The sequence below is a fragment of the Halomonas sp. AOP43-A1-21 genome, from assembly GCF_052376775.1.
Taxonomy (GTDB): domain Bacteria; phylum Pseudomonadota; class Gammaproteobacteria; order Pseudomonadales; family Halomonadaceae; genus Vreelandella; species Vreelandella colorata.
Genome location: NZ_JBQSWC010000037.1, coordinates 12,885 through 36,699 on the forward strand (window position 1 = coordinate 12,885; position 23,815 = coordinate 36,699).

Genomic DNA, 23,815 nt, shown 5'->3' on the forward strand with positions numbered 1-23,815 from the left:
TCAGGACGGTGGGGAATGAGAGCAGCTTGGCATAAAGAACGTTGCTACCGCTTTTAGAGCTTGCTATCAGCGCGTAACAGCGTCTTGCCTAGAATAGCCAATATCACGGCCAACACGCAGCAGAGCACGGCCATGCCCGTGTAGACGTTGCGTAAGGAGTCCAGCCAGATAACCGCAGGGGCGACCGCAATCGGCGAGATAAACTGGCCGAAGAAGAAGGTTGCGGTAAAGCCTCCAAACACGCGGCCACGCACTCGCTGCGGCGTAATGCGCATCAGCCAGGCGGTGGTGTTGGGCATAAAGGCGCCCAGGCCCAAGCCGGAGACGGCCGCGCCCGCAATTGCCATGGCATAGCTGTGCGTAAGTCCGACGACCAGAAAGCCTGCAGCGGCTAACACAAACCCGGCCACATAGATCGTGATCACCGATAAAAAGGGTTTGTAGTAGCCGTAGCAGAATGACACGACGCTAGCCGTCAATGCGGCGGTGGAAAGTGCGACGCCGATGGCCAAGCCGCTGATCTCGCCCTGTTCAGAGAGTAAAAAGGGGAGCTGAGCCGGAAACATGTAGAACAGCATCATGGCCAGCATGCCCGTGAAGTAGGCCAGCGCCGTGCGGCCGAAGTCGACCTTGACCGGCTCTTCTGCGTGAATGGCGCTGGCGCCAGCTTGTGAATGGGGCTCTCTAAGCATCGCCCAGGCGTAAGGCAGCAGCAGCACGCCGGTCAGGTAGAGCAAGAAAGGCCCGCGCCAGCTCCAGTCGGAAAGCAGGCCGCCCAGGTTGATGAACACCACCCCGCCGAGCGCCATGCAGCTACTCTGCAACCCCAGAAAGCGTATCCGCTCGGAGCCTTCCAGGTAGTCGCCTACCAGCGTGGTGCTGATACTCAGGATGCCCGCCACGGCCACGCCCATCAGCGCCCTTGAGGCCAACAAGAGCTCGACGCTATCGATCAGAAAGCCCGCGCCACCCGCCAGCCCGTAAATGCTCAGCATCAACAGCAGCAACGGCTTGCGCCCAAACCGGTCGGCCAGATAGCCCATCAGCGGGCTGAACAGCGTAATCATCAGCGCGGGCAGCGTCAGGATCAGTTGAATCAGCACCTGCGGATGCTCGGAAAAATGGCGGCTGATACCCGGCAGGGCAGGCGCGATAATCGCCCCCGACATCACGGTCATGGTGCTGGCAAACAGCAGCACGGCTTTGGTATGGGCTAAACGGCTGATGGTGAACTTCCCTGGATAAACATCGAAATGACAAAGGCTCCGATGATAGCACTGTCGTTAGCAAGCTACTATTTTCCGCCAGGAAGTAATGGATGGTGAAGGGTAAGCGGCGACAAGTCCGTTAGCAGTGTTTTATAAAAGGGATATGGGGAAGGGCGCGAATTACAAGCGAACTCGCCTGTGTGCAAAGGCTGATGGTCCAGCCTTGTTGCTGCCATTGCCAGGCATGAACATCGCCCCCAGCGGCTAGCCGCTCAAGACGGGTGCTCAATACATGGCTTGAAGGCGTGCCGGACAGGCTATCCAGCTTGTAAAGCGCTTCGTGGAGGGTCCATGCGCGGTAAAAGGCGTCCAGAGGTACCGCAGACTGATGTATCTTGCGGCGTACGTCGGCCTCAGGCAGGCACGCCACCAGCTCGGGTAAGCGTTTCTCATGGCGCAGGCGAGCATGCTCGATGTCGATGCCCATCGGTGCCGTGGAAATACCTGCAATGACGCGCCCATCGCGGTGGGAGAGACATGCTTTCCAGGGCGGTGGAAGCGCTGGGTGCCATGGCGCGCCGCCGCCTCTGGGAGACCACTCACTAACGGGGCAGTGGTAGCCACGCGCGTCGGCAAGCCTGGAGAGAAGCTCTCTGCCCAGCGCCGATAAACAAGCCCCGCTGCTGTGAGCGGGGGCTTGGGCCAACACAATGTCCAGATAGGCGATCATTCGTCGGCTAACGTGACAACATCACCTCGCAGCACGACACCGGCCATGATGGCGCCCGCATGGCACTCGTACTCACTGGTTGAGGACATCGGGCGGCGGTCATAGAAACTTTCAATATTAACAACCGCATTGCCGCCTTCTTCCCTGACACGGTCTTGCAAGCTGAGCAGCGCCGAGAGCATGACCCACTCGCAGGCTTCTACATCAGACTTGTTGAAGGCATTGGTCTTTTTATTTGTGACCGCAGGACCATACTCGGCGGTGATCTCGCCGTGCGGGGTGTCGCCAAAGATAAATTGAATATTGGAATCGAGCCGTGCTCTGGCGTCGGGCGTGTTCAATGCGTCCTCAATGGAGAGCATGTGTGTCGTGTCGCGCGCATGGCTCGTCGTGCTTACGAGTAGAGCGCCTAGCAGCACTCCCATTAACATTATTCCTCGGCTCATTTAGCGTTCCTTCTTGCTGGGTTTAAGTACCTGAGAGCAGGTAGTGTGAGTGGCCCTGAGCAGGATGCTGACATCAGGACCAGCGACGGAAGATCAACGAGGTGTTGATGCCTCCAAAAGCAAAGTTATTGCTCATGACGTAGTCACACTGCATGTGTCGTCCTGAGCCGTTCAAATAATCGAGTTCTGCACAGGCGTCATCAAGGCGGTCAAGATTGGCGGTGCCGTGAAACCAGCCTTCCTGCATCATCTTGATGGCCACCCAGGCTTCCAGCGCGCCGCAGGCGCCCAGCGTGTGGCCGGTGAAGCTTTTGAAAGCGCTAATCGGCAGGTTTGAGCCGAACACCGCGTGTGTCGCATGGCTCTCGGCAATATCGCCCCGCTCGGTGGCCGTGCCGTGGGCGCTGACATAACCAATCTGCTCGGGCTGCAAATTTGCATCCTCCAGTGCCTGGCGTATCGCCTGCTCCATGACACTGGCATCCGGCTGGGTAACGTGGCGGCCATCGCTGTTGGTGCCAAAGCCCACAAGCTCGGCGTGAATGGTGGCTCCCCGAGCCTGGGCGTGCTCCAGCTCCTCAAGAATCAGCGTGCCTGCCCCTTCTCCGATCACCAGGCCGTCGCGTTCGGCGTCAAAGGGGCGCGGCGAGGTGTGCGGCGCGTCATTGAGCGTGCTGGTGGCAAATAGCGTATCGAAGACGGCCGCCTCGGAAGCCGAAAGCTCCTCGCAGCCGCCCGCGATCATGGCGGTCTGGCGTCCAAAGCGAATGGCTTCGTAAGCATAGCCGATGCCCTGGCTGCCAGACGTGCAGGCACTTGAGGTGGTATAGATCCGTCCGCGCACCCCGAGAAAAACGCCGATATTGACCGGTGCGGTGTGGGCCATCATGCGAATATAGGAGTTGGCGTTCAGGCCGTCGGTCGACTTATTGATCAACATATTGCCAAAGTCGGCGACGGCATCGGGTTCCCCTGCGGAGGCGCCGTACGCGATCCCCATCTGGCCACTGCCTAAGAGCGGCGTGTCCAGCAGGCCTGCATCTTCCAGGGCCAGTTCACTGGCACGCGTGGCCATCTGCGCGCCACGACCCATGCTGCGCAGCGCCCGACGATGATAGTGGGCAGGCAAGTTGAAGTCGCGTACCGGGGCACCCAGGCGCGTATTGAGGCCGTCATAGCATTCCCAGTCATCCATGTGGATAACGCCGTTTTGCAAGCGCTCAAGGCGTGCCTTTATGCTTGGCCAGTCGTTGCCGATAGGCGAGAAGCCGGCCATGCCGGTCACTACCACTCGGCGCCCCAGCCTGTCCTGGCGTTGTGCATTGCTTGCCATCAGCACATTCCTCCGTTGACGGCGAACACCTGCCGCGTGATATAGCCGGCATCGCCTGAGCATAGAAAGCCCACCGTGGCCGCGACTTCTTCGCTGGTGCCGGTGCGGCGCATGGGAATCAGCTTGAGCGCCTCCTCGGTAACCAGGTCGTCGGTCATGTCGGTGTCGATCAACCCTGGGGCAACGCAGTTGACCGTAATGCGGCGTTTAGCCAGCTCCACGGCCAGTGCTTTCATGGCGCCGATCAGCCCGGCCTTGGCAGCGCTGTAGTTGACCTGGCCACGGTTGCCCATCATGCCTGAAACCGAGGACATCACGACGATGCGGCCGGGTGCCCGGCGGCGAATCATTGGCATGACGAGGGGTTTCACGACGTTGTAGAAGCCATCAAGGTTGGTGTGGATCACGCTGTCCCAATCCTCATCAGAGAGCGCGGGGAAGGCGCCGTCGGCGGTAATGCCTGCATTGCAGACAACGCCATAGTAGGCGCCATGCGCTTCGATATCGGCATCCAGCGCCTGCTGCGCCGCGGCCCTGTCGGCAACATCAAAGCACAGCACGCGGGCATTGCGGCCCATATCACGAATCTGGTTTGCGACGGCTTTTGCCTCTGCCTGACGCTGGCGGCAATGTACGACGATATCGAAGCCATCCCGCGCCAGGCGCAAAGCGATAGCTTGGCCGATACCGCGGCTTGAACCGGTAACCAGGATGGTATTCGTCATTGGGTGCTCCCTTGTTGCATCATTTCCAGCGCCTGTTGCGAATCGGGCTGAAACACGTTGAGTGTGGCGTTAGCGATCAGCTGTTGCTGAGCATCTAGCAAGCGCCCCTGAAACGCGCCCAGGCCATTATCTGCCCGAAAATCGAGCTCCACTTCGATACGTATTGGCTGATCGAAGGGGAAAAACGGCTGCTGGCACTGATAACGGCGCGTGCCGAGTAGAAAGCCGATTTTCGGCGTATCGCCTGACGTAACCGACTGCACACCCGCCCACGCGGCAACGGCCTGGGCAAGCCACTCTAACCCGACCCAGCCGGGAATGCCGTCTGGCGTGGCGAACAGGTTGTCGGGTTGGGGTACGACGCGGGCATGCAGGTGTTCGTCACCCACTGCCAGTAGCGTATCCAGAAGGCACATGCCCAGGCGGTGGGGCACGTAGGGCGCGATATCGCAGGGCAGGTCAAGCCGTGCGGGCATAAGTGAATCATTCATTGAAACGTTCCAGCAACAAGGCGATGTTATTACCCCCGAACGCGAAGGCATTGCTGATCGCGCGACGGCCTTGGTGAGTCGTCGCCTTGGCGTAATTCAGTAACGCAAGTTCTGGGTCGACGGCACTATCGTGAACCTGGGGCGGCAGGCGGCCCTCATTGAGCGTCAGCCAGCAGAACGCCGCTTCGAGCGCGCCGCAGGCGCCCAGTGTGTGCCCGGTCAGGGTCTTCGTTGAACTGCACGGTAACGTACTGCCGAAAAGCGTTGCGACTGCCTTGGCTTCCATGCTGTCGTTCTGGCGCGTGGCGGTGCCGTGCAGGTTGAGATAATCAATGGCCGTGGCGGGCAGCTTGGCCATGGCAAGCGCCGCTTGCATCGCCTGAATGGCCCCTTGGCCATCTGGCCGTGGGGCGGAAATATGGTAAGCGTCGCTGCTTTCACCATAGCCACTGAGCTGAATACCGCCGGTTTCCGCCGTCACCAGAAACAGCGCGGCGGCTTCTCCAAGGTTGATACCGTCACGCTCGGCCGCGAAAGGCTGAGACGGGCGGTCGCTAAGCGCCTCAAGCGAGGCAAACCCGTTGACGGTCAACCCGCAAAGACTGTCAGCCCCACCGGCGATGACCGCATCGCACGCGCCGCTCGCCAGCAGGCGTTTGGCGCTTGCCAGGGCGCGCGCACTCGACGTACAGGCGGTAGAGAGCGTGTAGGCTGGCCCGTCCAGGCCGAGCCACTCGGCAACGAACCGGGCCGGCGAGCCAATTTCATGGCGCTGGTAATGAAAGTCGTCGGGCCAGTGGCCTTCGCGCTGACGCTCAGCCAGCGCCGTTTCGGTTTCGCCGATGCCGGAGGTACTGGTGCCGAGCACCACGCCGATACGCGCCTGCGGGTGCCGCTTGCGAAAAGCCTCAAGCGTCGGTGCCAATTGCGCCAAAGCGGCAGCCAGCAACTGGTTATTGCGCGAGCGGTGCGCTGGCGGCAGTGTCTGAGCATCGGGCAGGGAGGCCGTGACTCGGCCTAGCGGTAAAGGCCGCCCGAGGGTAAACACGTCGTCATACTCAAGCCCACGACGGCCAGTGAACAGGGCATCGGCAATGGTTGCCAGATCGTCACCGATCGAACAGACCAGGGCCGGTGACAGGAGGCGACAAGGAGGCATCTGAGACGCTATCAAGGGGTTAAACATGGGGCGGCTGTCTGGTCGGTGTCACTGTTACTGTTACTGTCACTAAGGGGCATGATATACAGGCGGTAGCCTGCCTCGACGTCGTCAATTAACGTGCATGCCGGGTTGCCGATGATCCGTGCGACGACGCGCTGTCGATAGCGGATCGTGCGGCCCGTCTCATCTTCTTGCAGTGACCAGGCGTTGGACTCAAAGGCTTGCTCAATAGCAGGCGCGGGCCACAGGTTCCAGCTCAAACGGCTAGCCAGCCACTCGGCGGTAAAGGGCGGCTCAAAGGCGGCATCCTGTAGAAAGCGGCTGCCGCTGTCGTCGTGTATCAGGGTCAGCAGGCGCTGGCCTTGTGGGCTTAGTATGGCCAGGCGCAACGCCTTGTCGTCGTGGCGCAGAACGCCAATCATCTCATGGCGCTGGTCATCATGTTCAAACGTCAGGCGCTGCCGCTGCGTTTCCATCTCCGGCAGTGTCGCAAGGCTGGGCACGGTCGCCACCGGCTGTCCGGCACAGCCGACCAGCACTAATAGGGCGGCGATAATCAATCCTGCCTGATACACGAAGCGCGATAACGTCATGGTCATTCGTCCTTTCCTGCGCTATGGCGGGGCATATCGGTACAGGCCTCTGCCAGGCTGTTTAACCGTCGACGGCTGGCGGCAACGAACGGGTTTTCTTCATCCCAGGCGTAGCCGGCGAGCACTGAGCTGATCATGGTGCGTATGCGCGGTACCTGCTGGTCATTGAAGATGATCCGCGGTAAGCGGCCATCGTACCAGGCGTCGACAAATTCGCGGAAGGTGGCGACACCGCGTCGTAGGGGTTGCTCAAACTGGCTATCCCAATCGATGTGTTCACCGGCCAGCTGGCGCTCGACCAGGGGAGCGGCGCGCAGAGCCGAATCCAGGGCGATAGTCACGCCTGAAGAGAAAACCGGATCAAGAAATTCGCCCGCGTTACCCAGCAGGGCGAAACCGGGGCCGTGCAGCTGCTCGACATCTGCTGAATACCCTTCCAGGCGGCCAATGTCACGCGTGGCGCTCGCATTGACCAGCAGTTCGGCGAGCATCGGTTCGGCACGGATGAAATGCCACAGGCGTTCATCGTCATTGACGCCGGCGGCCTCCAGCGTTGCCCGGTCACCCACGACGCCGACCGATGCCCGTCCATTCTTGAAGGGAATCAGCCAGTACCAGATGCCGGGATGCTCAGGGTGCAAGCCGATCAGTATCTTCTCGCGGTCGTAACGCGAACAGTCGATGCGATCCTCGATATGCGTAAACAGCGCACAGCGTGACTCAAGCGTCGAGGGGCGGGCAAGGCCGGTGAGGCGCGCCAGGACGCGACCATAGCCACTGGCATCGAGCACAAAGCGTGCGTGTAACGAGCGCTGCTCACCGTTGGCATCGACCAGCGTAAGGCTGGGCCGTTCGGGGTCGGCGACAAAGGCTTCAACGCGGGTATCAAACTCAACCTGTGCGCCCAGCTGGCGCGCGCCTTCGATCAGGCGCTGGTCAAAATCAGCGCGTTCGACTTGCCACGTGGTGCCTGGGCCAGGCGTGAACTTGTCGCGAAAATCGATGGCCGCGTAGCGATCCCGCCAGGTAAAGGCCGCCCCGTTCTTGATTTGAAATCCGCCGGCCTTGGCGGCCTCCAGCAGGCCACAGGCCTCAAGATGCACCATGCACTGGGGCAATAAGCTTTCACCGATGGAGAAGCGCGGAAAGCGGCTGCGCTCGATCACCCGTACATCCAGACCCCGCTTTGCAAGCCAGGCCGCCGCCGCTGCGCCGGAAGGGCCGGCACCGATGATGGCCACATCGGTGCTGTCTTGGGTTCCCAAACGCTGGGGTTTTAAAGACTGAGCTTTCATGTGCTGTGTTGCTTCTGTCGCCATCAGGGAGTGTCCTGTCGAGAAGAGAGAGGCCGGGCGCCCGCCCTGGCAAACGGCACAAGCGCCCACGCGGATGCAAGGCCAATGAGGCAGGTCAGCCCCAGGTAGTGAAGCGCGGGTGTGGCACTGAACGCCAGTAGGCCGAAGGCCAAAAGGCTCGAGGCACACGACAGGCTAATGGCCAGCCACACGGCTGCGCTGTCCGGGTGTTCCGTGCTGAAGATGCCCGCATCAAGACCGATACCCAGTACCAGCAGCAACCCCAGCAGATGGAAAAGCGTCAACCCGATATTGAGTGCGCTCAACAGTGCCAGGGTCGCCAGCAGAGCACCCAGCGGCGGCAATAATACGCGCCAGGCCCGCCCGCGATAGCGAACGCCAAATATCATTGCAAGCCCCGCCACGGCGATGGCCAGGCACAGGGCGATCTGGTCGCGGAGCTGTGCCAAGTGGCTGGATAACGTTGCCACTCGGTCCTGGTAAAGAACGTATTCCGGTGCAGCAAGGCGAGCCAGTGCCTGTTGAGCAGTACTGTCGGCATCGCCCAGCGTTATCAGCGCCGCCATGTCTGCACGCTCGTCATCGGCGTCTGCGTCTAGCCAGAGCATGGCATCGGCTTGCCCCACCGGAGTGTCGAGCCACGTGGTGATCGTCAGCAGCGGTACGCTTTCAAGCGAGCGCTGCGCGGTTTCTAGCAAGGCCAGTGGAAGGCCCGCCTGGGCGATCAGCTCGGGCAGGGCGTTACGGTAGGCCTGGCGTACACGCTCAAGGTTGGCGTCTTGCGTCGCTTTAGAGGGCACCGCCTGAGCCAGGTGGCGGTAGTGGGTCAAGTGCCCTTGCGCCTCTAAATCAGCAAGGTCCGCGTCCAGAGCTTCAATACGTTCCAATAGTTCGTCTTCCTGCTCGGCGGTGACAAGCAGATAGCGGCTGGCGGTCGGGCTATCCAGCAGTATCTGCACGCGTTGCTGCTCGGTAATCAGCTCGGCAGGTGACGGATTGAGCTGGCGAAGATCATCGTCAGCGGACAGCCGCGTGGCGATCATGACCACTGCGAGAACCCCAAGCAGGGCGAGCAGCCCCCAATACCTGGGCGCGTGAAGCGGTAAACGCAGGCGGTTCAGCCGCGTGGCAATACGCGCGGTGGCGGTATGGGGGCGCGGGGTGAACCACGGCAGCCAAAGGCGTACTGTAAGCCAGGCACCTATCAGGCCTAGCGCCACGAACGTGGCCATCTGGCGCAGCCCCGGCAGCGGCGTGGCAAGCTGGACAAGATAGGCGACGAGGCTTGATATCAGACCGAGTAATAGCCCTGGCCAAAGCCTGGCCAGCGGCTGTTCGGGCGCCAGCTGGCGAGCGCATTGAAAATGCAGGGCGTAATCTATCGCAATGCCGATCAAGCTGGCGCCAAAGGCCAGCGTCAGCAGGTTGAGCGTACCAAACAATAGCCAGGTCAAGGGCAGCGCAAACAGAACGCCACACGCCACCGGCAGCAACAGGCTGGCCAGTATCGAGCCGCGCCGAAAGGTGATCCAGAGCAGCAAGGCGATACCCAGCAGCGAGCCGATGCCGATGGTCAGGGTTTCGCGCTTGGCCTGCTCGGCACCGGCGGCGGCGTGAAACACCAGCCCGCTTCTCAGCAGTTCGGCTTCGGGATGAGCATCGCTAAACTCCGCAAGCGCCGTGACAAGGCGTTGCTGCATGGCCATATCGTAGGGGCTGGCCGTGAGTTGGCCGCTGACGATGAACCAGGCAGCGTTGTCATCCCTGACGGCAGGCAGGCCGTCGATCAGGCGAATGGGGCCAGCCAGGCGCTGGTCCTGCCAAGCATCCAGCAGGCCAAAGGGGTCCTGGCGTGGGTCCGCGTCGCCTCCCGGCGTGAACAGCTGTCGCAGACCACGTTGTACCCAGGCGTCGTTATCGGCAGCGGCCAACGAGGGCGATAGCAGCCGATAACGGTACGCTGACAAGTCGCTGTCGGGGGTGTGCAGAATGTCATCGTCAAAGGCCGTAACGCTGGCCGATTGTTCAAGGCGGACCTTGAGATCCGCAACCAGCCGAGCCGGCGCTTCGCCCTGCACCAGCAGCACGAAGCGGTCCTCGAAGGCTTGCGTCAAGCGCTGTTCGGCGTGTTCGAGCAGCGCTCCCTGCCGGGTTTCCGGGAGCAGCGCAGTGATGCGCGTATCCAGCGCTGCGCCTTTGCTCAGCAGGCCAGCCAAGAGCAGGGCGCAGCCCAGCAGCAGCCCCGCCCAGCCGATAGCTGCCAGACGCTCCAGGCGCCCGGGGTGCGTTGCTTCACTCACGGTGTGTGCTTATCGTCTTCAAGGCGCTCGCAATCCGCGCCGCTTAAGGCAAGCTCAAGGCGGTCATCATTGGTGAACGCGATCTCGACACGCTCTACCTGCTGGTTGCCGTGAACCAGCAGATGGTCAAGCCGTTGGGCGATGTTCGCTTCACTGGGCGTAAGCTTGGCTTGCCACTCATCTTGAGTGCCGCTGAGTTCGATGGCGAAGTATCTCTCCAACGCCTGCCAGTCGCCTGAAAGCAGGCCACCAAGCACCGGGGCGACCGCCTGAAAACCCATCGGCAGCTCGTCGTTGTCCGCGCTCAGCACCACGCGGTCATTGATGGGGGAGGTCGTTTGCCAGACAAGCCCCGCGTCTTGATGTTCAAAGGTTCCACGGCTTTCCAACTGACTATCAAGGTCGGCTAGCCAGCGTGTCTGCTCGAATCGCCCGCACTGCGGTGCATTGTCGGCCAGGCGTGCGGCAAGCTCGTCAGTGTCAGGAGCCGCCCACGCGGTGGCGCTGGCGGCCAGCATGGTGAGGGCAAAAAGGGCAAGAGCACAAAAAGCTGCTTGGTTAATGGCGCGCATCATTGATTGGCCTCCTGCCAGGCGAGCAGACGTTCCCGCAGAACGGGGGGCGATTCCAGGCGCATTTCGCGGTCTTCAATTCCGACGGCTACCTGAACGCTCCAGGCGCGCGTCAGGCGTTTGCGTGTGTGTGCATCGCGAATGGTGTAGTCGATCTTGAGGCGGTTCTCCCACTCGCTCAGGCGCGCTTCGATTGCGATTCGCTGAGCGAATAGCACCGGGGCCGCGTAGCGCAGGCGTAAATCGATCACCGGCCAGGCAAACCCTGAGGCTTGCATTTGGGGGTAGTTGTAATCGAGCGCATCGAGCAGCGCGCAGCGGGCAATTTCCAGGTAGCGCACATAGTGGCCGTGCCAGGCCACCTGCATCATGTCGATATCGTGAAAGGGTATCGTCAGTTCGGTCTCGTAGCGGGGCAGTTTGCCATCATCAAGCGTCATATAGGCTCCAGTGGCGTTGGCGAATCACGTCACACAGGGTGCGGAGTTCGTGTTCCAGGGCGCGGTCTTCGCCAAGTGCCGGAAAGATCAGGCGGCAGTCGGTCAGAAATTCAGCCAGGCGGCCGGGCAGCGGTGGTGCATCGCCTATCTGGCTGCGTAGCTCAACACCCTGACAGGCCGCGTGCAGCGTGGCGGCCGCGACCTGTTCTACCAGGGTGAGCACACGCAGCGCATCGCGGGCGGCAATCGTGCCCATGCTGACCTTGTCCTGATTGTGGCATTCGGTGGAGCGCGAGAAAACGCTGGCGGGCATGGTCAGCTTCAGCGCCTCGGCGGTCCATGCGGACGCCCCGATCTGCACGGCCTTGTAGCCATGATTAAGGCTGGCCCGCTCGGGGGCGGCGCCGCTGAGATTGCTGGGCAACCCATGATTGAAACGAGCATCCACCAGCAGCGCCAGTTGGCGGTCGAGCAAATCCGCGAGGTTGGCGCAGGCCTGCTTGAGGCTATCCATGGCGAAGGCGACATGGCCGCCGTAAAAGTGGCCGCCGTGCATGACCTTGCCTTGTTCGGCGTCGATCAACGGATTGTCGTTGGCGCTGTTGAGTTCGTTCTCGAGAAACTGGCGCCACCAGGGCAGGGCATCTTCCACTACGCCGATCACATGCGGGGCGCAGCGCGTCGAGTAGCGATCCTGAAGGCGCGATGAGTTGCGCGGCGTATCGGGCGCGTGGAGATCCTCGCGCAGGCGTTCGGCTACCTTGTTCTGCCCCGGGTGCGGTTTGGCGGCGAAAAGCTCGGCATCAAAGTGGTAGGGGTTGCCGTTCAGCGCATGCACACAAAGCGCCGTGATACGGGTGGTCAGGCGCGCCAGATAAGTGGTGCGGGCGAAGGCGAACACGCTCAGCGCTGTCATCACCGCGGTGCCGTTCATCAGTGCCAGACCTTCCTTGGGCTTCAGGCGATAGGGGGTAAGCCCGTGCTCGGCGAACACCTCAGCCGTAGGCCGTCGCTTGCCGTCATGAAATACGTCCCGCTCACCGCACAAGACGGCAGCCAGGTAAGATAGCGGTGTGAGATCCCCGCTGGCCCCGACAGAGCCTTCTTCAGGAATCACCGGTATCACGTCGTGTTCAAGCAACCATGTCAGGCGCTCGAGAAGTTCGACGCTGACGCCGGATACGCCGCGACAAAGCGAGACAAGGCGTACCATGATCACTGCCCGCGCGGCTTCAACCGACAGCGCCTCGCCCAACCCGCAGCCATGAAAGGTGTACAACTGACGGGGCAGTTGCTCCAGGTCGGAGGCGGAGACTTCGCGGGTGCAGGAGTCGCCATAACCGGTGGTAACGCCGTAGACGACGCCCTCTTCCTCTAGCAGGCGCTCGAGAAAGGCATTGCCTTTGGCAATACGCTTACGAAAATCGGGGGTCGTCGACAGAATGACGCGGCGGCGACCTTCGGCAACCGCCAACACCTCTTCAAGGCTGACCATCGATCCATCCAGAATGAGCGGCTCGCGGGTAAAAGGGCCCGCCGTCGGGTCACGCAGTATCGTCATGAAGGTATCCAGTGTCATTTATCCAGAAGGGATAAAAATTGAACCATTGCAACGGGTGCCGCCGAACGCGTTCGGCCAGGTGGTCGGCATGCGCCTGCATGGTCTCGGTAATCCACGTTTCACGCTGACGACGAGGCAGGCTCTGGGTGTCGCCAAGAAGCTCAAAGTCGATCCTGAAGTGGTCATCATCGCGCACGCAGGCCAGCGTATAGAGTGGGCAGCGCAGCAAGGTAGCCAGGCGGAAAGGGCCTTCCGGGAAGCTTGCCCGGTCGCCGAGAAAATCAAGCGGCTGGGTTCGCTCGCCTGACAGGGGAAGGCGGTCGGCGGCGATGACCACATAGCCACCAGCGTTAATGCGCTCAGCCAGCGTCTGGGCAGTGGCCGGGGTAACTTCGCTGACTTCGAGAATCTGTGGGCGCGGCTTGCCCGTGACGCGTTCAAGCAGGGCATTGAACTTGCGCGCATTGCGGGTGTGCATCATGACCGTCAGGTCGAGATTGGTATGGCGTTCGGTCAGCGCATTCACAACGTCAAGATTGCCGTGGTGGGCGACAAGGATCAATCCGCCCTGACCGCCAGCGATCGCTTGAGTGAAGCGCTCGACCCCGCTACCCACCAGGCGCTCGTCGGCAATATTGCCGCTCCACGCTTCGACCTTGTCCATCAGCGTTTCGCCAAAGGCCAGAAAATGGCGATAGCTTTGCCACCAACGGGCGAAAGGCTGCTGCTTGAGCGAGGGATAAAGGCGTTGCAGAAAAGCCTGGGAAGCGCGTCGCGCCGTGGTATGGACGAGAAAATACCAGAGCATCACCGGCCATAGCGCCAGCCGAAAAGGCCAGCGGCCCAGGCGCCGCTGTATAGCCACCATCAGGGTCATTCCCAGCAGCGTGCCGCGTTCGCCGATCCGCGCCCAGTGATGGCTCATGGGCTCGCCTCGCGGCGTGGCTGAAAGCGTCGGGCGAGCAAGCGCGGCAGGCGCCACAACATGCCGAAAAACAGGCGCGTATGCATCAGCGATATCTGCCGGTTGTCGCGCCATACGGCAAAATGACTGATGCCATCGCGGGGGTAGTGCACGCGTACCGGCCGGTGCATCATGGCGCCTTGTGCCCAGTGCCAGCGCACCAGCACTTCGGTATCGAAGGTCATGCGATTGCCGCAGGGATGGCGGGCCAGCATTCGGTTGAGCGGCGCCACCGGGTAGAGCCTGACACCGCACATCGAGTCGCGAATATCCAGCGATAAGGTATTTATCCACACCCAGATATGGGTGGCGTAGCGGCCATAGAAGCGCACTCGGGGCACGCTGGCGTCATAGCGAGGATAACCCACTACCAGCGTTCCCTGAGCCACCTTTAATGTTGCGAGAAACGCGGGCAGGTCGTCGACCCCGTGCTGGCCGTCGGCATCGACCTGAAGTGCATGGCTGAACCCCAGCTGCTCGGCGTAGCGTAATCCGGCACGTACCGCCGCCCCCTTGCCCTGGTTAGTCTCAAGACGCAGCAGGTGATGGCCCTGTTCAGCCAGGCGATCCAGAACGGCGGCGCACTGCTGATCACTGCCGTCATCGACCAGCAGCAGCGGTATCTCAAGCGCTGCCAGTTCCGTGCAGAGCGGAGTGATCGTCGCTGGGTGGTTGTACACAGGGATCAGGATACAGGGCCTTGGCTCAGCCATGCTGATCTCCCTTGGGCGCTTGCAGGCGAACCCGCCCGGCGCAGTGGCGCCCTTCCTGGGAGTCAATGCTAAACGCGATACCGTCTTCGCGGCGGGTCAGCTCTAGGGTGAAGCGAGTGCCGGGCAGCAGCGCGCGCGTAAACTTCAAGCGCTCGATACCCAGAAACAGACCTCTGTGGCCAAACATGTCGTGGGCATAATGGATGGCCCACTGCACCATCACCACGCCCGGGACGATCGGATACTGATCGAAGTGGCCTTCCAGAAACACCAGCCGCTCCGGAACTTCCAGCGTCATTACGCAGCTGTTGGCATCCAGAGGATGCTCGCCCAGCCAGCGCGGCACTTTGGGATCGTCCAGATCGGCAAACAGGCGGTTGATCAGCGTGCGGTCCAGCTTTCCCTGGGCATTGCTCGGCAGCGTTTCGACAAAGCGCCAATAACGGGGCACGGCAATAGGCTCCAGGTGATCGAAAAGGTATGTGCGCATACGCTGGATCAAATGCTGCCGAGCTTCACGCTGGTGCGGAAGAGATGCTTTATCCAGCACGACCACCGCACCCAGACGGCTGTCGTCGCGGTCAAGGTCGACACAGCGTACTTCGCTGACTTCTTCCACTGCCGTAAGGAGGCGCTCCACATGATCAAGTGAAACGCGCTTGCCACCAATCTTGACCAGACGATCCGCTCGGCCCAGTAGCGCAAAGCCGTTATCCGCTGGCACGACCTGATCAGGCTGCTGCCACCACTGCTGCGGCGTTTCTAAAAACGCTGACCGCAAATTCAGGCTGCCGTTTTGAAACGATAACTCCACGCCGGGCAGCGCTTGCCAAGCGCTATGCTGTGTTTGGCGTCGTTGAGCAATGCCCCCCGTTTCGGTGCTGCCATAAATCTCAACGACCGGCGCCTGTAGCAGACGTTCGGTAAGCTGGGCGTGTTCCAGGGCCAGCGGGGCACCCGATGAGAACACTCGCGTAGGCGATGCGGTTGTGCGCCAGGGCAGGTGTTCAGGCAAGCGCGACAGCTGCGCGGGGGAACTGACCACGACCGGATGCAGGCCTGCTGCATCGGCTTCCTGCAAACGGGCCATCAGCGCTTCGGGATACCGGCTTTCACCACCGCAAAAAGGCGCGCCTGTGCACAAGGGATGCAGTATGCCGGTGAGCAGCCCGTAAATATGCTGGTGGCTGACCTGGGAAATAACCCCGCTGTCTGCCAGTGGCCAAAGCCTGGCGTGGGCTGATAACTCTGCCTCCAACTGATCAAATCGCTTGGCTAACTGAACGGGGTTGCCGGTGGAGCCTGAGGTGGATAGCACAACGGCGGTAGCGCTCGGATCAAGAGGCGCAACGCGTGGGCGTGTTTCAGCGCTCTGCGGGAGTTGCGGCTTGGGCGCATCGGGCAGGATGCCATCGACTTCGCTTGCCAGCCGGGAGAGCGTTTCGGGGCGATCATCGGCGGGCAGTACGGCGACCCGGCCGCTTTCCCACAAGGCGATCAGGGCGGCGCAGAACGCTACCGGTTGCTGTTGGCATAGCAGCCAGCGGCCGGTAGGTTTGTCCGCCAGCCAGTGGTGCCATGCCTCAATATGCGACGCAAGGGAGGCGCCACACACCCAGTGGCTGGGCAGCGACTCATGGCGGGCAAAAGCCGCACGCCAGGGTAACTGAGTAAGCGAGATAAAGGTCACGACAGGCGACTCCGCATCCGGTGACGTAACAGCCATTCACCGGCAAACATGATGGCGATCAGGCCATAGCTGATGGCGCCATTGTATAACGTCCAGGTAGCAAGGCTTGCATACAGCGCTGTCCAGCACGCAATGCCGCCGTTGAGCACAAAAAAGCCGCACCATGCCCAGGTAACATGCCGGGTATAGCGTATCCCCGCAGCGGGCAGTTCGGGCTCACGCAGACGCGCCAAGCGCTCGATGATCGGCATGCCACGCCACAGGCTGGAGAGAAAGATAGCCAGCATGATCGCGTTCACGGCAATGGGGTAGCCCCGCATGCCGAGTTCCGCGTGCCCCAACCCGCCCAGGGCGACCAGCAGGACCGCCGCAGCGGCTGCCAGGTAGCGCGCTTGAGGCATTCTCCAGGCGAGTAGTGCCGCACCGATGACCAGTAACGGCCAGCTGCCGATATCATCGTGCAAAAGCAGTACCAGTAGCGGCCATATCAGCGCGAGCGCCATGCTGGCGTATCTGGACATTGTTACCGCTGCATCAGTTGTTCGACGGCAGTGACAACATCGTTGATCGTGCGCACCGATTTGAAATCCTCGGGCTTGATACGTCGTCCGGTAAACTGCTTGAGCTCGACGACGAGGTCCACCGCGTCGATGCTGTCGATATCCAGATCCTCATAGAGGCGGGCGTCGGGCTCAATGTCGCTGGCATTGATCTCGAACAGCTCAACCAGTGTCTTGCGAATGTGAGCAAGTATCTCTGCGCGCTGATGGTCAGCGGTTTCAGTTGACACGGCGGGCCTCCACGAGCGCTTGCAGCGCAGCCAGACTTTCGAAGTGGCGTCGCGTCTCGTCGGCTTCGGAATCAAGCTTGATGCCATACTGCTTTTGCAGGGCCAGCCCAAGCTCGAGCGCGTCAATCGAGTCAAGCCCGAGTCCTTCGCCAAACAGGGGAGCGCTTGGGTCAATATCGGCTGGCGTAATATCCTCAAGCTCAAGCGTATCGATGATGAGGCGCTTGAGCTCGAGTTCAAGTGCCTGGTTGCAGGTTTCGGTCATGATGGAAGTGTTCCAATTCTGTGTTGAAGTGGTCGCTCAGCCATTGTGTTAGTTGCCTGGCGAGCTGGCCGGTTGGCTGTTGGCTAGCTGAGTTGACATCCAGGTCTTCAAGCACGTTAAGTTCCATTAAAACCTTGGTAGCCGGGATGTGATACCAGGGTTCATGCTTGGTAAGGGTGGTCGGCGTACAGCGTATCAGGACAGGGGTAATCGCTGTGCCGGTGCGCAGGGCGATATTTGCGCCCCCGCGACGAAACTTGATCGGGCGTTTGGGGCTAGTGCGGGTGCCTTCAGGAAACAAGACCAGTGAGTCACCTCTTTGTAGGCTCTGGCGGGCAGCCTCTAGCACTGACTCGGGGTCATCGTTGGTGATATAGCCTGCGGCACGAATAGGGCCGCGAGTAACCGGGTTGCGGGCCAGCCGGCCCTTCACGATACAGTTGGCGTGGGTCGTGTAGGCGATCACGAAAATCACATCAATCAATGAAGGGTGATTGGCAATCACCAGCAAACCAGGGCGCTTGAGGCGCTCGGGATTGCTGAAGCGGTAATCAAGCACGCCTAGGCCTTTCATCAAATTGATGAATCCGCGAAAGCAGGCTTGGATAAGGCGTCGCGCCAGTTGATGGCGCCGTTCAGTATCGCGCACACAGAGATTCAGCAGCGGCGCAATCACCAGGCCAATGAAAAGCCCACCGACCCCGAAAGCTGCAAAGGAAACAGCGGTGCCCACGCCGCGGTACAATCGATTGATGCTCATTCCTGCTCCAGGTGCCAGCGCTGTCGGCCGTCCAGGAAAGTGGTCTCTCCGTTTAGCCAGTTCAGCACGTTGATCGGCGTTGGGGAAGTGCCTTGGCCTGGTTTCGATACCGTAATGGCGCGTCCCTGGTTCAGGGTAAAGCGCATGCCAACCACGCATGCCGTACCCGGGTGCTCCGTAACGCCTTGATAAGCAGCAGGGAGCGAGCTTTCGGAGAACACGGCAACGACGCTAGGGTAGCCCGCTATCAAATACCCGTGGGACTCGTAAATAAGCGCATCAAATTCATCACCACAGGCACCCAACGCCTGCAAAGGGCGATGATGCGACCGTGCAATGGAGTGAACGCCCAGAATGGCGTTATGCACTGACATCGAGAAGCGGGTAGGAGAAATCGGCTCGCCACGTTGCAGGCTTTCCAGCATGGCGAGCGTATGCATCGTATCGCCATGCCGCGAGGCATGCACTAAAGGGGCATCAGCCTGGGGGGCGAGTTCTCGCAGGATATCGCAGGTGGCGCGACCGGCATCATCGAGTCGCCGCCGCAGCATGGCGGGCAGTTCGCCACCCGGCTGAGCAGAGATAAGACGACTTGGCTTAACGGTTGCCGCAGCCTCTTTAGGCAGCCAGCCCCGCCAGTCTTCGATAAATAATGATAAAGACACTGCTCTGATAGCCCGCTCAAAAGGGCGGCTACTTTAACTTAATCAGGCAGGCTGGAAAAGAGAGGGTTACATAAATGGTATGTGCCATTGGGCTAGCGTCAAGGGACAACCGCTGCGGCCCCTGCCTGCAAGCCGCCATAGAGAACAAAAACGGTTTTCTATTCAGGATATATGCCTTTAGGAATATAGCTTGGGGGGGCAGTTAGGAGGATCAATGTCTTCGGAGTAAAGGAGAGGCTGCTCGGGCTTGGCTGAACCTGATGACGCTATCTGTTTGCTCTTTTTCAGACGGATATAAAACCAAAGAAGGCTACGGTAAAACACCGTGGCCTTCTTTCAATGTGGTGTCCCAGGCTAGTGATAAGTAATCACATAACCTTTTAGTAGGAGGTGCTTTTAACTATCTAGAAAACACGATTACCGAATCAGCCTATTTAAGGCGGAAGCCCAGCGTATGCTGATAGTAATAAGTGGCATGTGCCCAGGTAATTAAATTTTGCCAATGTACTGCATATCGTTAAGCAGGTTGGGCGGTACGTCTTCAATCAATACCAGTGTGATATTGGCATCTCCACTATCGTTGGAGGCAACGCTTTCGCCTAGTGTTGTATTGATGCTATCAGGTGAAAGGTTATACATAGCGCCAGTAAGTGGATCTACGATCAACCAACCAATTAAACCACCAAAGATGATGTTGCCACCAATATACCAGCCGTTAACATTGGAGTTAATCATCATGGTGCGTGATTCATAACCGTCTTTTGAAATTTCAACAGTATAAGTTTTGCCACCGAAGTAGCTGCCATCAGATTTTCTTAACTGAACAGTTGTAGGCGTAGTGGCAGAGTGAACTTGCTGACTACGCTCGTCAGTAATAATTACATTGGCGTTATTAGGTGTGCTGTTAATCGTAATGGATTGTTCTTTATCACCGACGATAGAAGCACAGCCTGACAAAACGCTTAAAGCAGCCATGGCTGATGTAATTTTTAGCTTATTCATTGCGATCCCTTGAGTTGGTAATATTAGAGGCGATATTTTCCGCCTTTACGGTATGAACAGTATTGCTAACTGCCTTCTAAGTAAAATAATCATCAATTTCAATAAAATACTATCTTTCGTAGATAGTTAGTTTGACTAAACGCTACGAGCGCATTCTTAAGCCACCTGTTTACCTAATAAATAAATTCGATAATAAAGTGTGATTATCGAATTCTCTAAATAGATTTTATCTAGTTTTGTAAATTGCCACAAAGAAGGATTAGTGATCTTAGTAATTTTGAAGCCGGTAATCTACACATTTATAAAAATTAATTCAACATAAATGACAATTTAGGTGTTCGGTTGTTTTCATCCTTACTAGATGAAAATGATAAGTTTTGTAAGAAATAACTTACAATTAATTTTATGTGTTTGTCTCGTAAAGCAATATCTTAGGTCGTTATAGAATTTCTTGGCTATTTTGGTCATTGTTTAAAGATAAATCTAACTGGCGTTTTGCCCTTGAGCGCTCTAGTACTGCAGTCGTAACTGAGTGAACTACACTTTATGTGATGGGCATCAAGATAGTCCCTTGGTGAAAAATGTATGATGCATGAGTTGTGTCTCCCTATTTCAGCATTGATGGATGATCTGGCTGCTCGGTTAGGCCCACTCTTTCCTCGTTCAAAGACGCGTGATTGTGCCGTCCGCTGCATCAAGGGGTTACTCAGTCAGTGCGAACGTAAAAACGGTTGGCATCTTGCTGAATGGGCCGGGGATGCTACACCCGATAGTGTGCAATATCTTCTAGACCAGGCGCGCTGGGATGAGGCGGCGCACGCGATATTCTTCGGCAATGTGTGATTGAGACATTGGGTGCTAGTGACGGTGTTCTCGTGCTTGATGAAACCGGTTTTATTAAAAAAGGGCAGCACTCAGCCGGTGTGCAGCGCCAGTATAGTGGCACCTCCGGTCGTATCGAGAATAGCCAGATTGGCGTTTTTCTTCTATATGCTAGCCAGGCAAGCCATTCATTTCTGGATAGTGCTCTCTACCTGCCCAAATCCTGGATACAGGATCGCGAACGTTGTTGGCGTGCCGGTATCCCGGATGACGTAGGGTTTGCCAGCAAACCTGAACTCGCGCGCCGGATGCTTGAGCAAGCGCTGAATCAAGGAATTCCCGCTGCCTGGGTCACTGGGGATAGCTTTTATGGGGGTGGCAGGAGCCTGCGCCTTTGGTTTGAAGAGCAATAACAGCCCTTTGTGTTGGAAGTGACCTGTACCTATATTCAAGATTACGCGTTCATTAACCTACTGTTGCACCTAGCGTTGGAGATCTCCATGCTATGCCGTGAGCTACACAATCACTAAATAAAATACTTGTCAGTTTAATAAATGGAGAAATAAAAAAATGTCCAAGGGGACTTTGGTTTCAACATTAGCTGTTCTCGCCTGCCTTACTGGGTGCGCTTCTGTTTCTTCGTCGTCAGCACCAGCTATCTCTCAAGAAAATTGGACGACTGACCCAGTATATGTAACAACGTCTACCGTTCCAACGAACATTGGATATGAGGTGGTCGGTCACGTAAAAGCAAATGCAAGAACTGGATACGATAGCGTTGAAACTCTATATCCACTTCTAGTTCAAGAGGCAAGAAAAGTAGGAGCAAATGCGGTAGTGGGGGTAAAAGGAGGGAGGTCGCCCTCTGCATTTTCGTGGGCTGCACCGTTTACGAGTGGAACAGCAATAAGAATTGATAATGTAGAGAAGCTGGAAAAATACGACGGTAAATACTACTAATAGTTCGCAGTTGATTGATGCTCGTCTTGTAAATATGCTGCAGGGATACAGAAGCAACCTTTGCCTTGTTGGTGTAGGCCGTGGGTGTTAAAAGCAATGCCAAGTGCATCACGCGCTTAGAATTAAAGCTGAAAACTAGGACGTGACCAACAAAAAACGGTCACTTGCTGCAATAGCTAAGTGGCCGTTTTTAATAGTGTTCTTGGTCGGAATAGCAGGATTCGAACCTACGACCTCTGCCTCCCGAAGGCAGCGCTCTACCAAGCTGAGCTATATTCCGAACGTTGTTGAGCAGTGCTCAACAACGGGGCGAATCTTACACAGTTAGGGACTTTTTATCAAGCCCCGGTACCGCTGGAATGCGAATTTTATGCTTGCCGATCAACGGCCAGACGGGCGAGCTGGGCCATGCTGTCGCGGTAAGGGCTGGGCGGAAGGAACTCTAATTGCGCCAGTGCTTTATCGGCCATCTCGTCGGCGCGCTTACGCGTGTACTCAAGCGCGCCTGTGGCGTGAATAATCGTCAGCACTTCATCCAGCTGCTCCAGGCCGCCTTTACGGATCACCTGGCGAATCAGCTTGGCCTGTTCTGGGGTGCCCTGCTCCATGGCGTGAATCAGCGGCAGGGTGGGCTTGCCTTCGGCCAGGTCATCGCCGACGTTTTTACCCATGGCGTCTGCATCGCCCTGATAGTCCAGCAGGTCATCAATCAACTGGAAGGCAAGGCCGAGGTAACGGCCGTAAAGCTTGAGCGCCTGCTCTTGTTCAGGCGTGGCGTCGGCAAGCACGGCGCCGCTGTGGGTGGCGGCTTCGAACAGCATGGCGGTTTTACCTTGAATGGTTTCAAAGTAATCCGCTTCAGAAATACTCGGGTTGCCAATATTGGTCAGTTGCAGCACTTCGCCTTCGGCAATGGTGCAGGTGGCGCTGGAGAGAATCGCCATGATCTGCATCGACCCAACATCGACCATCAGCTGAAACGAGCGTGAATAGAGAAAGTCACCGACCAAGATAGACGGCGCGTTACCCCAGGCATCGTTGGCGGTTTTTTTGCCGCGCCGCAGATGCGACTCATCCACCACGTCGTCGTGGAGCAACGTCGAGGTGTGCATAAACTCGATCAGCGTGGCCAGAGTGATGTGCTTGTCACCCTGGTAGCCCAGCGAGCGGGCTGCCAGCAGAACCAGCATTGGCCGCAAGCGTTTGCCGCCGCTTTCAATAATGTACTGGCTAATGGTTTCGACGAGCGGGACTTTCGAGGTGAGCTGCTCAACGATCGTCCGGTTGACGGCTTCAAAGTCATCTGCCACCACGGCGTGCAGCGGTGAGGGCGTTGGGCTGGCAGTCGGGGGTGGGGAGACGTTGGCGGTCATGGGTTCCGTTCATCGCGGCAGGTGGAAAGGACTAAATTGAAGTCATGCTATGGGGCTGCCGGGAAAGCGTCAAGGCGCGTTCAAGGCATGGTGCGTACAGCAGATAATAAACATCAATTGACAACGGCCAGTAGTCTTGTGGTAGAGAGCGATTGTCGTTATAATCCGCGACCCACTCATCATGCTCCCTGTCAGATGGCTGCCAAAAGGGGCGCCACTCGCAGCAGGTTGATAAGAGCACGACTCGAAAGAGCGTAAGTGATGAGCGCTGGTTATGCAGGGCATAGCCGCATTAACGACAAGTCCGGAGAGCGACATGTACGCAATTATCAAGAGCGGTGGCAAACAGTACCGCGTTCAAGAAGGCCAGACCCTCAAGCTTGAGAAAATCGAAGTCGCTACCGGCGAAACGATTGAGTTTGATGAAGTGCTGCTGGTTGCAGATGGCGATGATTTCAACATCGGCGCGCCGCTGATCAGTGGTGCCAAGGTTTCCGCTGAGATCGTTTCTCACGGTCGTGGCGACAAGGTAACCATCATCAAATTCCGTCGCCGTAAGCACAGCATGAAGCGTCAGGGCCACCGTCAGTGGTTCACTGAAGTCAAAATTACTGGAATTTCCGCGTAAGCGGTTCATTCCCTGAAAGGAGAATTTTGCAATGGCACATAAAAAGGCAGCCGGCTCCACGCGTAACGGTCGCGATTCCGAATCCAAACGCCTCGGTGTTAAGCTTTTCGGTGGCCAAGCAGCGAACGCCGGTAGCATCATCGTTCGTCAGCGCGGCACGCGTTTCCACGCGGGTACTGGCGTTGGCTTAGGTCGTGATCACACTTTGTTCGCACTGAACGAAGGCTTTGTGAAGTTTGAGACCAAAGGCCCGAAAAACCGCAAATTCGTTAGCATCGTTTCTGAATAAGCAACTCAGGTTGCGTA

The 23,815-nt window shown here is 58.3% G+C and carries 27 protein-coding genes and 1 tRNA gene; 4 read left to right on the top strand and 24 right to left on the bottom strand.

Annotated features, from left to right (window positions below):
* Positions 1 to 53: 53 nt before the first annotated feature.
* From ACT3R7_RS17540 to ACT3R7_RS17645, 22 genes are all read right to left on the bottom strand, one after another.
* The gene (locus ACT3R7_RS17540; protein ID WP_318782726.1) at positions 54 to 1,199 is read right to left on the bottom strand and encodes an MFS transporter; all 1,146 of its coding nucleotides are present in this window, start codon (positions 1,197 to 1,199) and stop codon (positions 54 to 56) included.
* Positions 1,200 to 1,347: 148 nt separating this feature from the next.
* Positions 1,348 to 1,938 carry a 4'-phosphopantetheinyl transferase superfamily protein gene (locus ACT3R7_RS17545; RefSeq protein ID WP_192536544.1) on the bottom strand — a complete coding sequence of 197 codons (591 nt, stop codon included), beginning with the start codon at positions 1,936 to 1,938 and terminating at the stop codon, positions 1,348 to 1,350.
* The gene (locus ACT3R7_RS17550) at positions 1,935 to 2,384 is read right to left on the bottom strand and encodes an excinuclease ATPase subunit (protein ID WP_192536545.1); all 450 of its coding nucleotides are present in this window, start codon (positions 2,382 to 2,384) and stop codon (positions 1,935 to 1,937) included. Before ACT3R7_RS17550 ends, ACT3R7_RS17545 begins: the two co-directional genes overlap by 4 nt.
* A 73-nt stretch (positions 2,385 to 2,457) precedes the next feature.
* A complete protein-coding gene (locus ACT3R7_RS17555; protein WP_192536546.1) occupies positions 2,458 to 3,717 on the bottom strand; it encodes a beta-ketoacyl-ACP synthase in 1,260 nt (419 codons plus the stop codon).
* Positions 3,717 to 4,442, bottom strand: coding sequence for a 3-oxoacyl-ACP reductase FabG (gene fabG, locus ACT3R7_RS17560; protein ID WP_192536547.1), 726 nt, complete (start codon positions 4,440 to 4,442; stop codon positions 3,717 to 3,719). The genes ACT3R7_RS17555 and fabG overlap by 1 nt, the downstream gene beginning before the upstream one ends.
* Positions 4,439 to 4,933 carry a hotdog family protein gene (locus ACT3R7_RS17565; protein WP_018917634.1) on the bottom strand — a complete coding sequence of 165 codons (495 nt, stop codon included), beginning with the start codon at positions 4,931 to 4,933 and terminating at the stop codon, positions 4,439 to 4,441. The genes fabG and ACT3R7_RS17565 overlap by 4 nt, the downstream gene beginning before the upstream one ends.
* Positions 4,926 to 6,092 (bottom strand): beta-ketoacyl-ACP synthase, encoded by a 1,167-nt coding sequence (locus tag ACT3R7_RS17570; protein WP_441675469.1) that lies wholly within the window; start codon positions 6,090 to 6,092, stop codon positions 4,926 to 4,928. Before ACT3R7_RS17570 ends, ACT3R7_RS17565 begins: the two co-directional genes overlap by 8 nt.
* An 11-nt stretch (positions 6,093 to 6,103) precedes the next feature.
* On the bottom strand, positions 6,104 to 6,694 hold the full coding sequence (locus tag ACT3R7_RS17575; protein ID WP_441675467.1) for a DUF3261 domain-containing protein: 591 nt from the start codon (positions 6,692 to 6,694) through the stop codon (positions 6,104 to 6,106).
* Positions 6,691 to 8,007, bottom strand: coding sequence for an NAD(P)/FAD-dependent oxidoreductase (locus ACT3R7_RS17580; protein WP_441675465.1), 1,317 nt, complete (start codon positions 8,005 to 8,007; stop codon positions 6,691 to 6,693). The genes ACT3R7_RS17575 and ACT3R7_RS17580 overlap by 4 nt, the downstream gene beginning before the upstream one ends.
* A complete protein-coding gene (locus ACT3R7_RS17585) occupies positions 8,007 to 10,304 on the bottom strand; it encodes an MMPL family transporter (protein WP_496199317.1) in 2,298 nt (765 codons plus the stop codon). The genes ACT3R7_RS17580 and ACT3R7_RS17585 overlap by 1 nt, the downstream gene beginning before the upstream one ends.
* Positions 10,301 to 10,879: a LolA-related protein gene (locus ACT3R7_RS17590; RefSeq protein ID WP_193092156.1), complete on the bottom strand. Its 579-nt coding sequence runs from the start codon at positions 10,877 to 10,879 to the stop codon at positions 10,301 to 10,303. The genes ACT3R7_RS17585 and ACT3R7_RS17590 overlap by 4 nt, the downstream gene beginning before the upstream one ends.
* Positions 10,876 to 11,316 (bottom strand): acyl-CoA thioesterase, encoded by a 441-nt coding sequence (locus tag ACT3R7_RS17595; RefSeq protein WP_018917628.1) that lies wholly within the window; start codon positions 11,314 to 11,316, stop codon positions 10,876 to 10,878. The genes ACT3R7_RS17590 and ACT3R7_RS17595 overlap by 4 nt, the downstream gene beginning before the upstream one ends.
* Entirely contained in the window at positions 11,306 to 12,877 is a 1,572-nt protein-coding gene (locus ACT3R7_RS17600) for an HAL/PAL/TAL family ammonia-lyase (protein WP_496199318.1), read from the bottom strand. The genes ACT3R7_RS17595 and ACT3R7_RS17600 overlap by 11 nt, the downstream gene beginning before the upstream one ends.
* Positions 12,861 to 13,802: a lysophospholipid acyltransferase family protein gene (locus ACT3R7_RS17605; protein WP_192539916.1), complete on the bottom strand. Its 942-nt coding sequence runs from the start codon at positions 13,800 to 13,802 to the stop codon at positions 12,861 to 12,863. Before ACT3R7_RS17605 ends, ACT3R7_RS17600 begins: the two co-directional genes overlap by 17 nt.
* Positions 13,799 to 14,554 (bottom strand): glycosyltransferase family 2 protein, encoded by a 756-nt coding sequence (locus ACT3R7_RS17610; protein WP_496199319.1) that lies wholly within the window; start codon positions 14,552 to 14,554, stop codon positions 13,799 to 13,801. Before ACT3R7_RS17610 ends, ACT3R7_RS17605 begins: the two co-directional genes overlap by 4 nt.
* Positions 14,547 to 16,280, bottom strand: a complete 1,734-nt coding sequence (locus ACT3R7_RS17615; protein ID WP_496199320.1) for an AMP-binding protein — start codon at positions 16,278 to 16,280, stop codon at positions 14,547 to 14,549. The genes ACT3R7_RS17610 and ACT3R7_RS17615 overlap by 8 nt, the downstream gene beginning before the upstream one ends.
* Complete coding sequence (locus ACT3R7_RS17620; protein ID WP_225736285.1) at positions 16,241 to 16,765, bottom strand: COG4648 family protein; 525 nt, start codon at positions 16,763 to 16,765, stop codon at positions 16,241 to 16,243. Before ACT3R7_RS17620 ends, ACT3R7_RS17615 begins: the two co-directional genes overlap by 40 nt.
* Positions 16,766 to 16,767: 2 nt before the next feature.
* On the bottom strand, positions 16,768 to 17,034 hold the full coding sequence (locus tag ACT3R7_RS17625) for an acyl carrier protein (RefSeq protein ID WP_192539377.1): 267 nt from the start codon (positions 17,032 to 17,034) through the stop codon (positions 16,768 to 16,770).
* Positions 17,024 to 17,299: a phosphopantetheine-binding protein gene (locus ACT3R7_RS17630; RefSeq protein WP_192539376.1), complete on the bottom strand. Its 276-nt coding sequence runs from the start codon at positions 17,297 to 17,299 to the stop codon at positions 17,024 to 17,026. Before ACT3R7_RS17630 ends, ACT3R7_RS17625 begins: the two co-directional genes overlap by 11 nt.
* Entirely contained in the window at positions 17,271 to 18,059 is a 789-nt protein-coding gene (locus ACT3R7_RS17635) for a lysophospholipid acyltransferase family protein (protein WP_496199321.1), read from the bottom strand. The genes ACT3R7_RS17630 and ACT3R7_RS17635 overlap by 29 nt, the downstream gene beginning before the upstream one ends.
* Positions 18,056 to 18,724, bottom strand: a complete 669-nt coding sequence (locus ACT3R7_RS17640; protein WP_496199322.1) for a beta-ketoacyl synthase chain length factor — start codon at positions 18,722 to 18,724, stop codon at positions 18,056 to 18,058. Before ACT3R7_RS17640 ends, ACT3R7_RS17635 begins: the two co-directional genes overlap by 4 nt.
* Positions 18,725 to 19,213: 489 nt before the next feature.
* A complete protein-coding gene (locus ACT3R7_RS17645; RefSeq protein WP_496199323.1) occupies positions 19,214 to 19,726 on the bottom strand; it encodes a hypothetical protein in 513 nt (170 codons plus the stop codon).
* Between the two features lie 824 nt (positions 19,727 to 20,550).
* Here ACT3R7_RS17645 and ACT3R7_RS17650 point away from each other — a divergent pair.
* Together ACT3R7_RS17650 and ACT3R7_RS17655 are read left to right on the top strand one after the other, a co-directional pair.
* The gene (locus tag ACT3R7_RS17650; RefSeq protein ID WP_496199336.1) at positions 20,551 to 20,961 is read left to right on the top strand and encodes an IS701 family transposase; all 411 of its coding nucleotides are present in this window, start codon (positions 20,551 to 20,553) and stop codon (positions 20,959 to 20,961) included.
* Positions 20,962 to 21,118: 157 nt separating this feature from the next.
* Positions 21,119 to 21,508, top strand: a complete 390-nt coding sequence (locus tag ACT3R7_RS17655; protein ID WP_496199324.1) for a hypothetical protein — start codon at positions 21,119 to 21,121, stop codon at positions 21,506 to 21,508.
* Positions 21,509 to 21,711: 203 nt separating this feature from the next.
* On the opposite strand, the gene ACT3R7_RS17660 is transcribed toward ACT3R7_RS17655, so the two are convergent.
* Together ACT3R7_RS17660 and ispB are read right to left on the bottom strand one after the other, a co-directional pair.
* A tRNA-Pro gene (locus tag ACT3R7_RS17660) sits at positions 21,712 to 21,788 on the bottom strand.
* Between the two features lie 88 nt (positions 21,789 to 21,876).
* On the bottom strand, positions 21,877 to 22,881 hold the full coding sequence (gene ispB / locus ACT3R7_RS17665; protein ID WP_496199325.1) for an octaprenyl diphosphate synthase: 1,005 nt from the start codon (positions 22,879 to 22,881) through the stop codon (positions 21,877 to 21,879).
* Between the two features lie 316 nt (positions 22,882 to 23,197).
* Here ispB and rplU point away from each other — a divergent pair, with 316 nt between their 5' ends.
* Together rplU and rpmA are read left to right on the top strand one after the other, a co-directional pair.
* Positions 23,198 to 23,509: a 50S ribosomal protein L21 gene (rplU, locus tag ACT3R7_RS17670; protein WP_018917618.1), complete on the top strand. Its 312-nt coding sequence runs from the start codon at positions 23,198 to 23,200 to the stop codon at positions 23,507 to 23,509.
* A 31-nt stretch (positions 23,510 to 23,540) separates the two neighbouring features.
* Complete coding sequence (gene rpmA, locus ACT3R7_RS17675) at positions 23,541 to 23,798, top strand: 50S ribosomal protein L27 (protein ID WP_018917617.1); 258 nt, start codon at positions 23,541 to 23,543, stop codon at positions 23,796 to 23,798.
* Positions 23,799 to 23,815 lie beyond the last annotated feature (17 nt).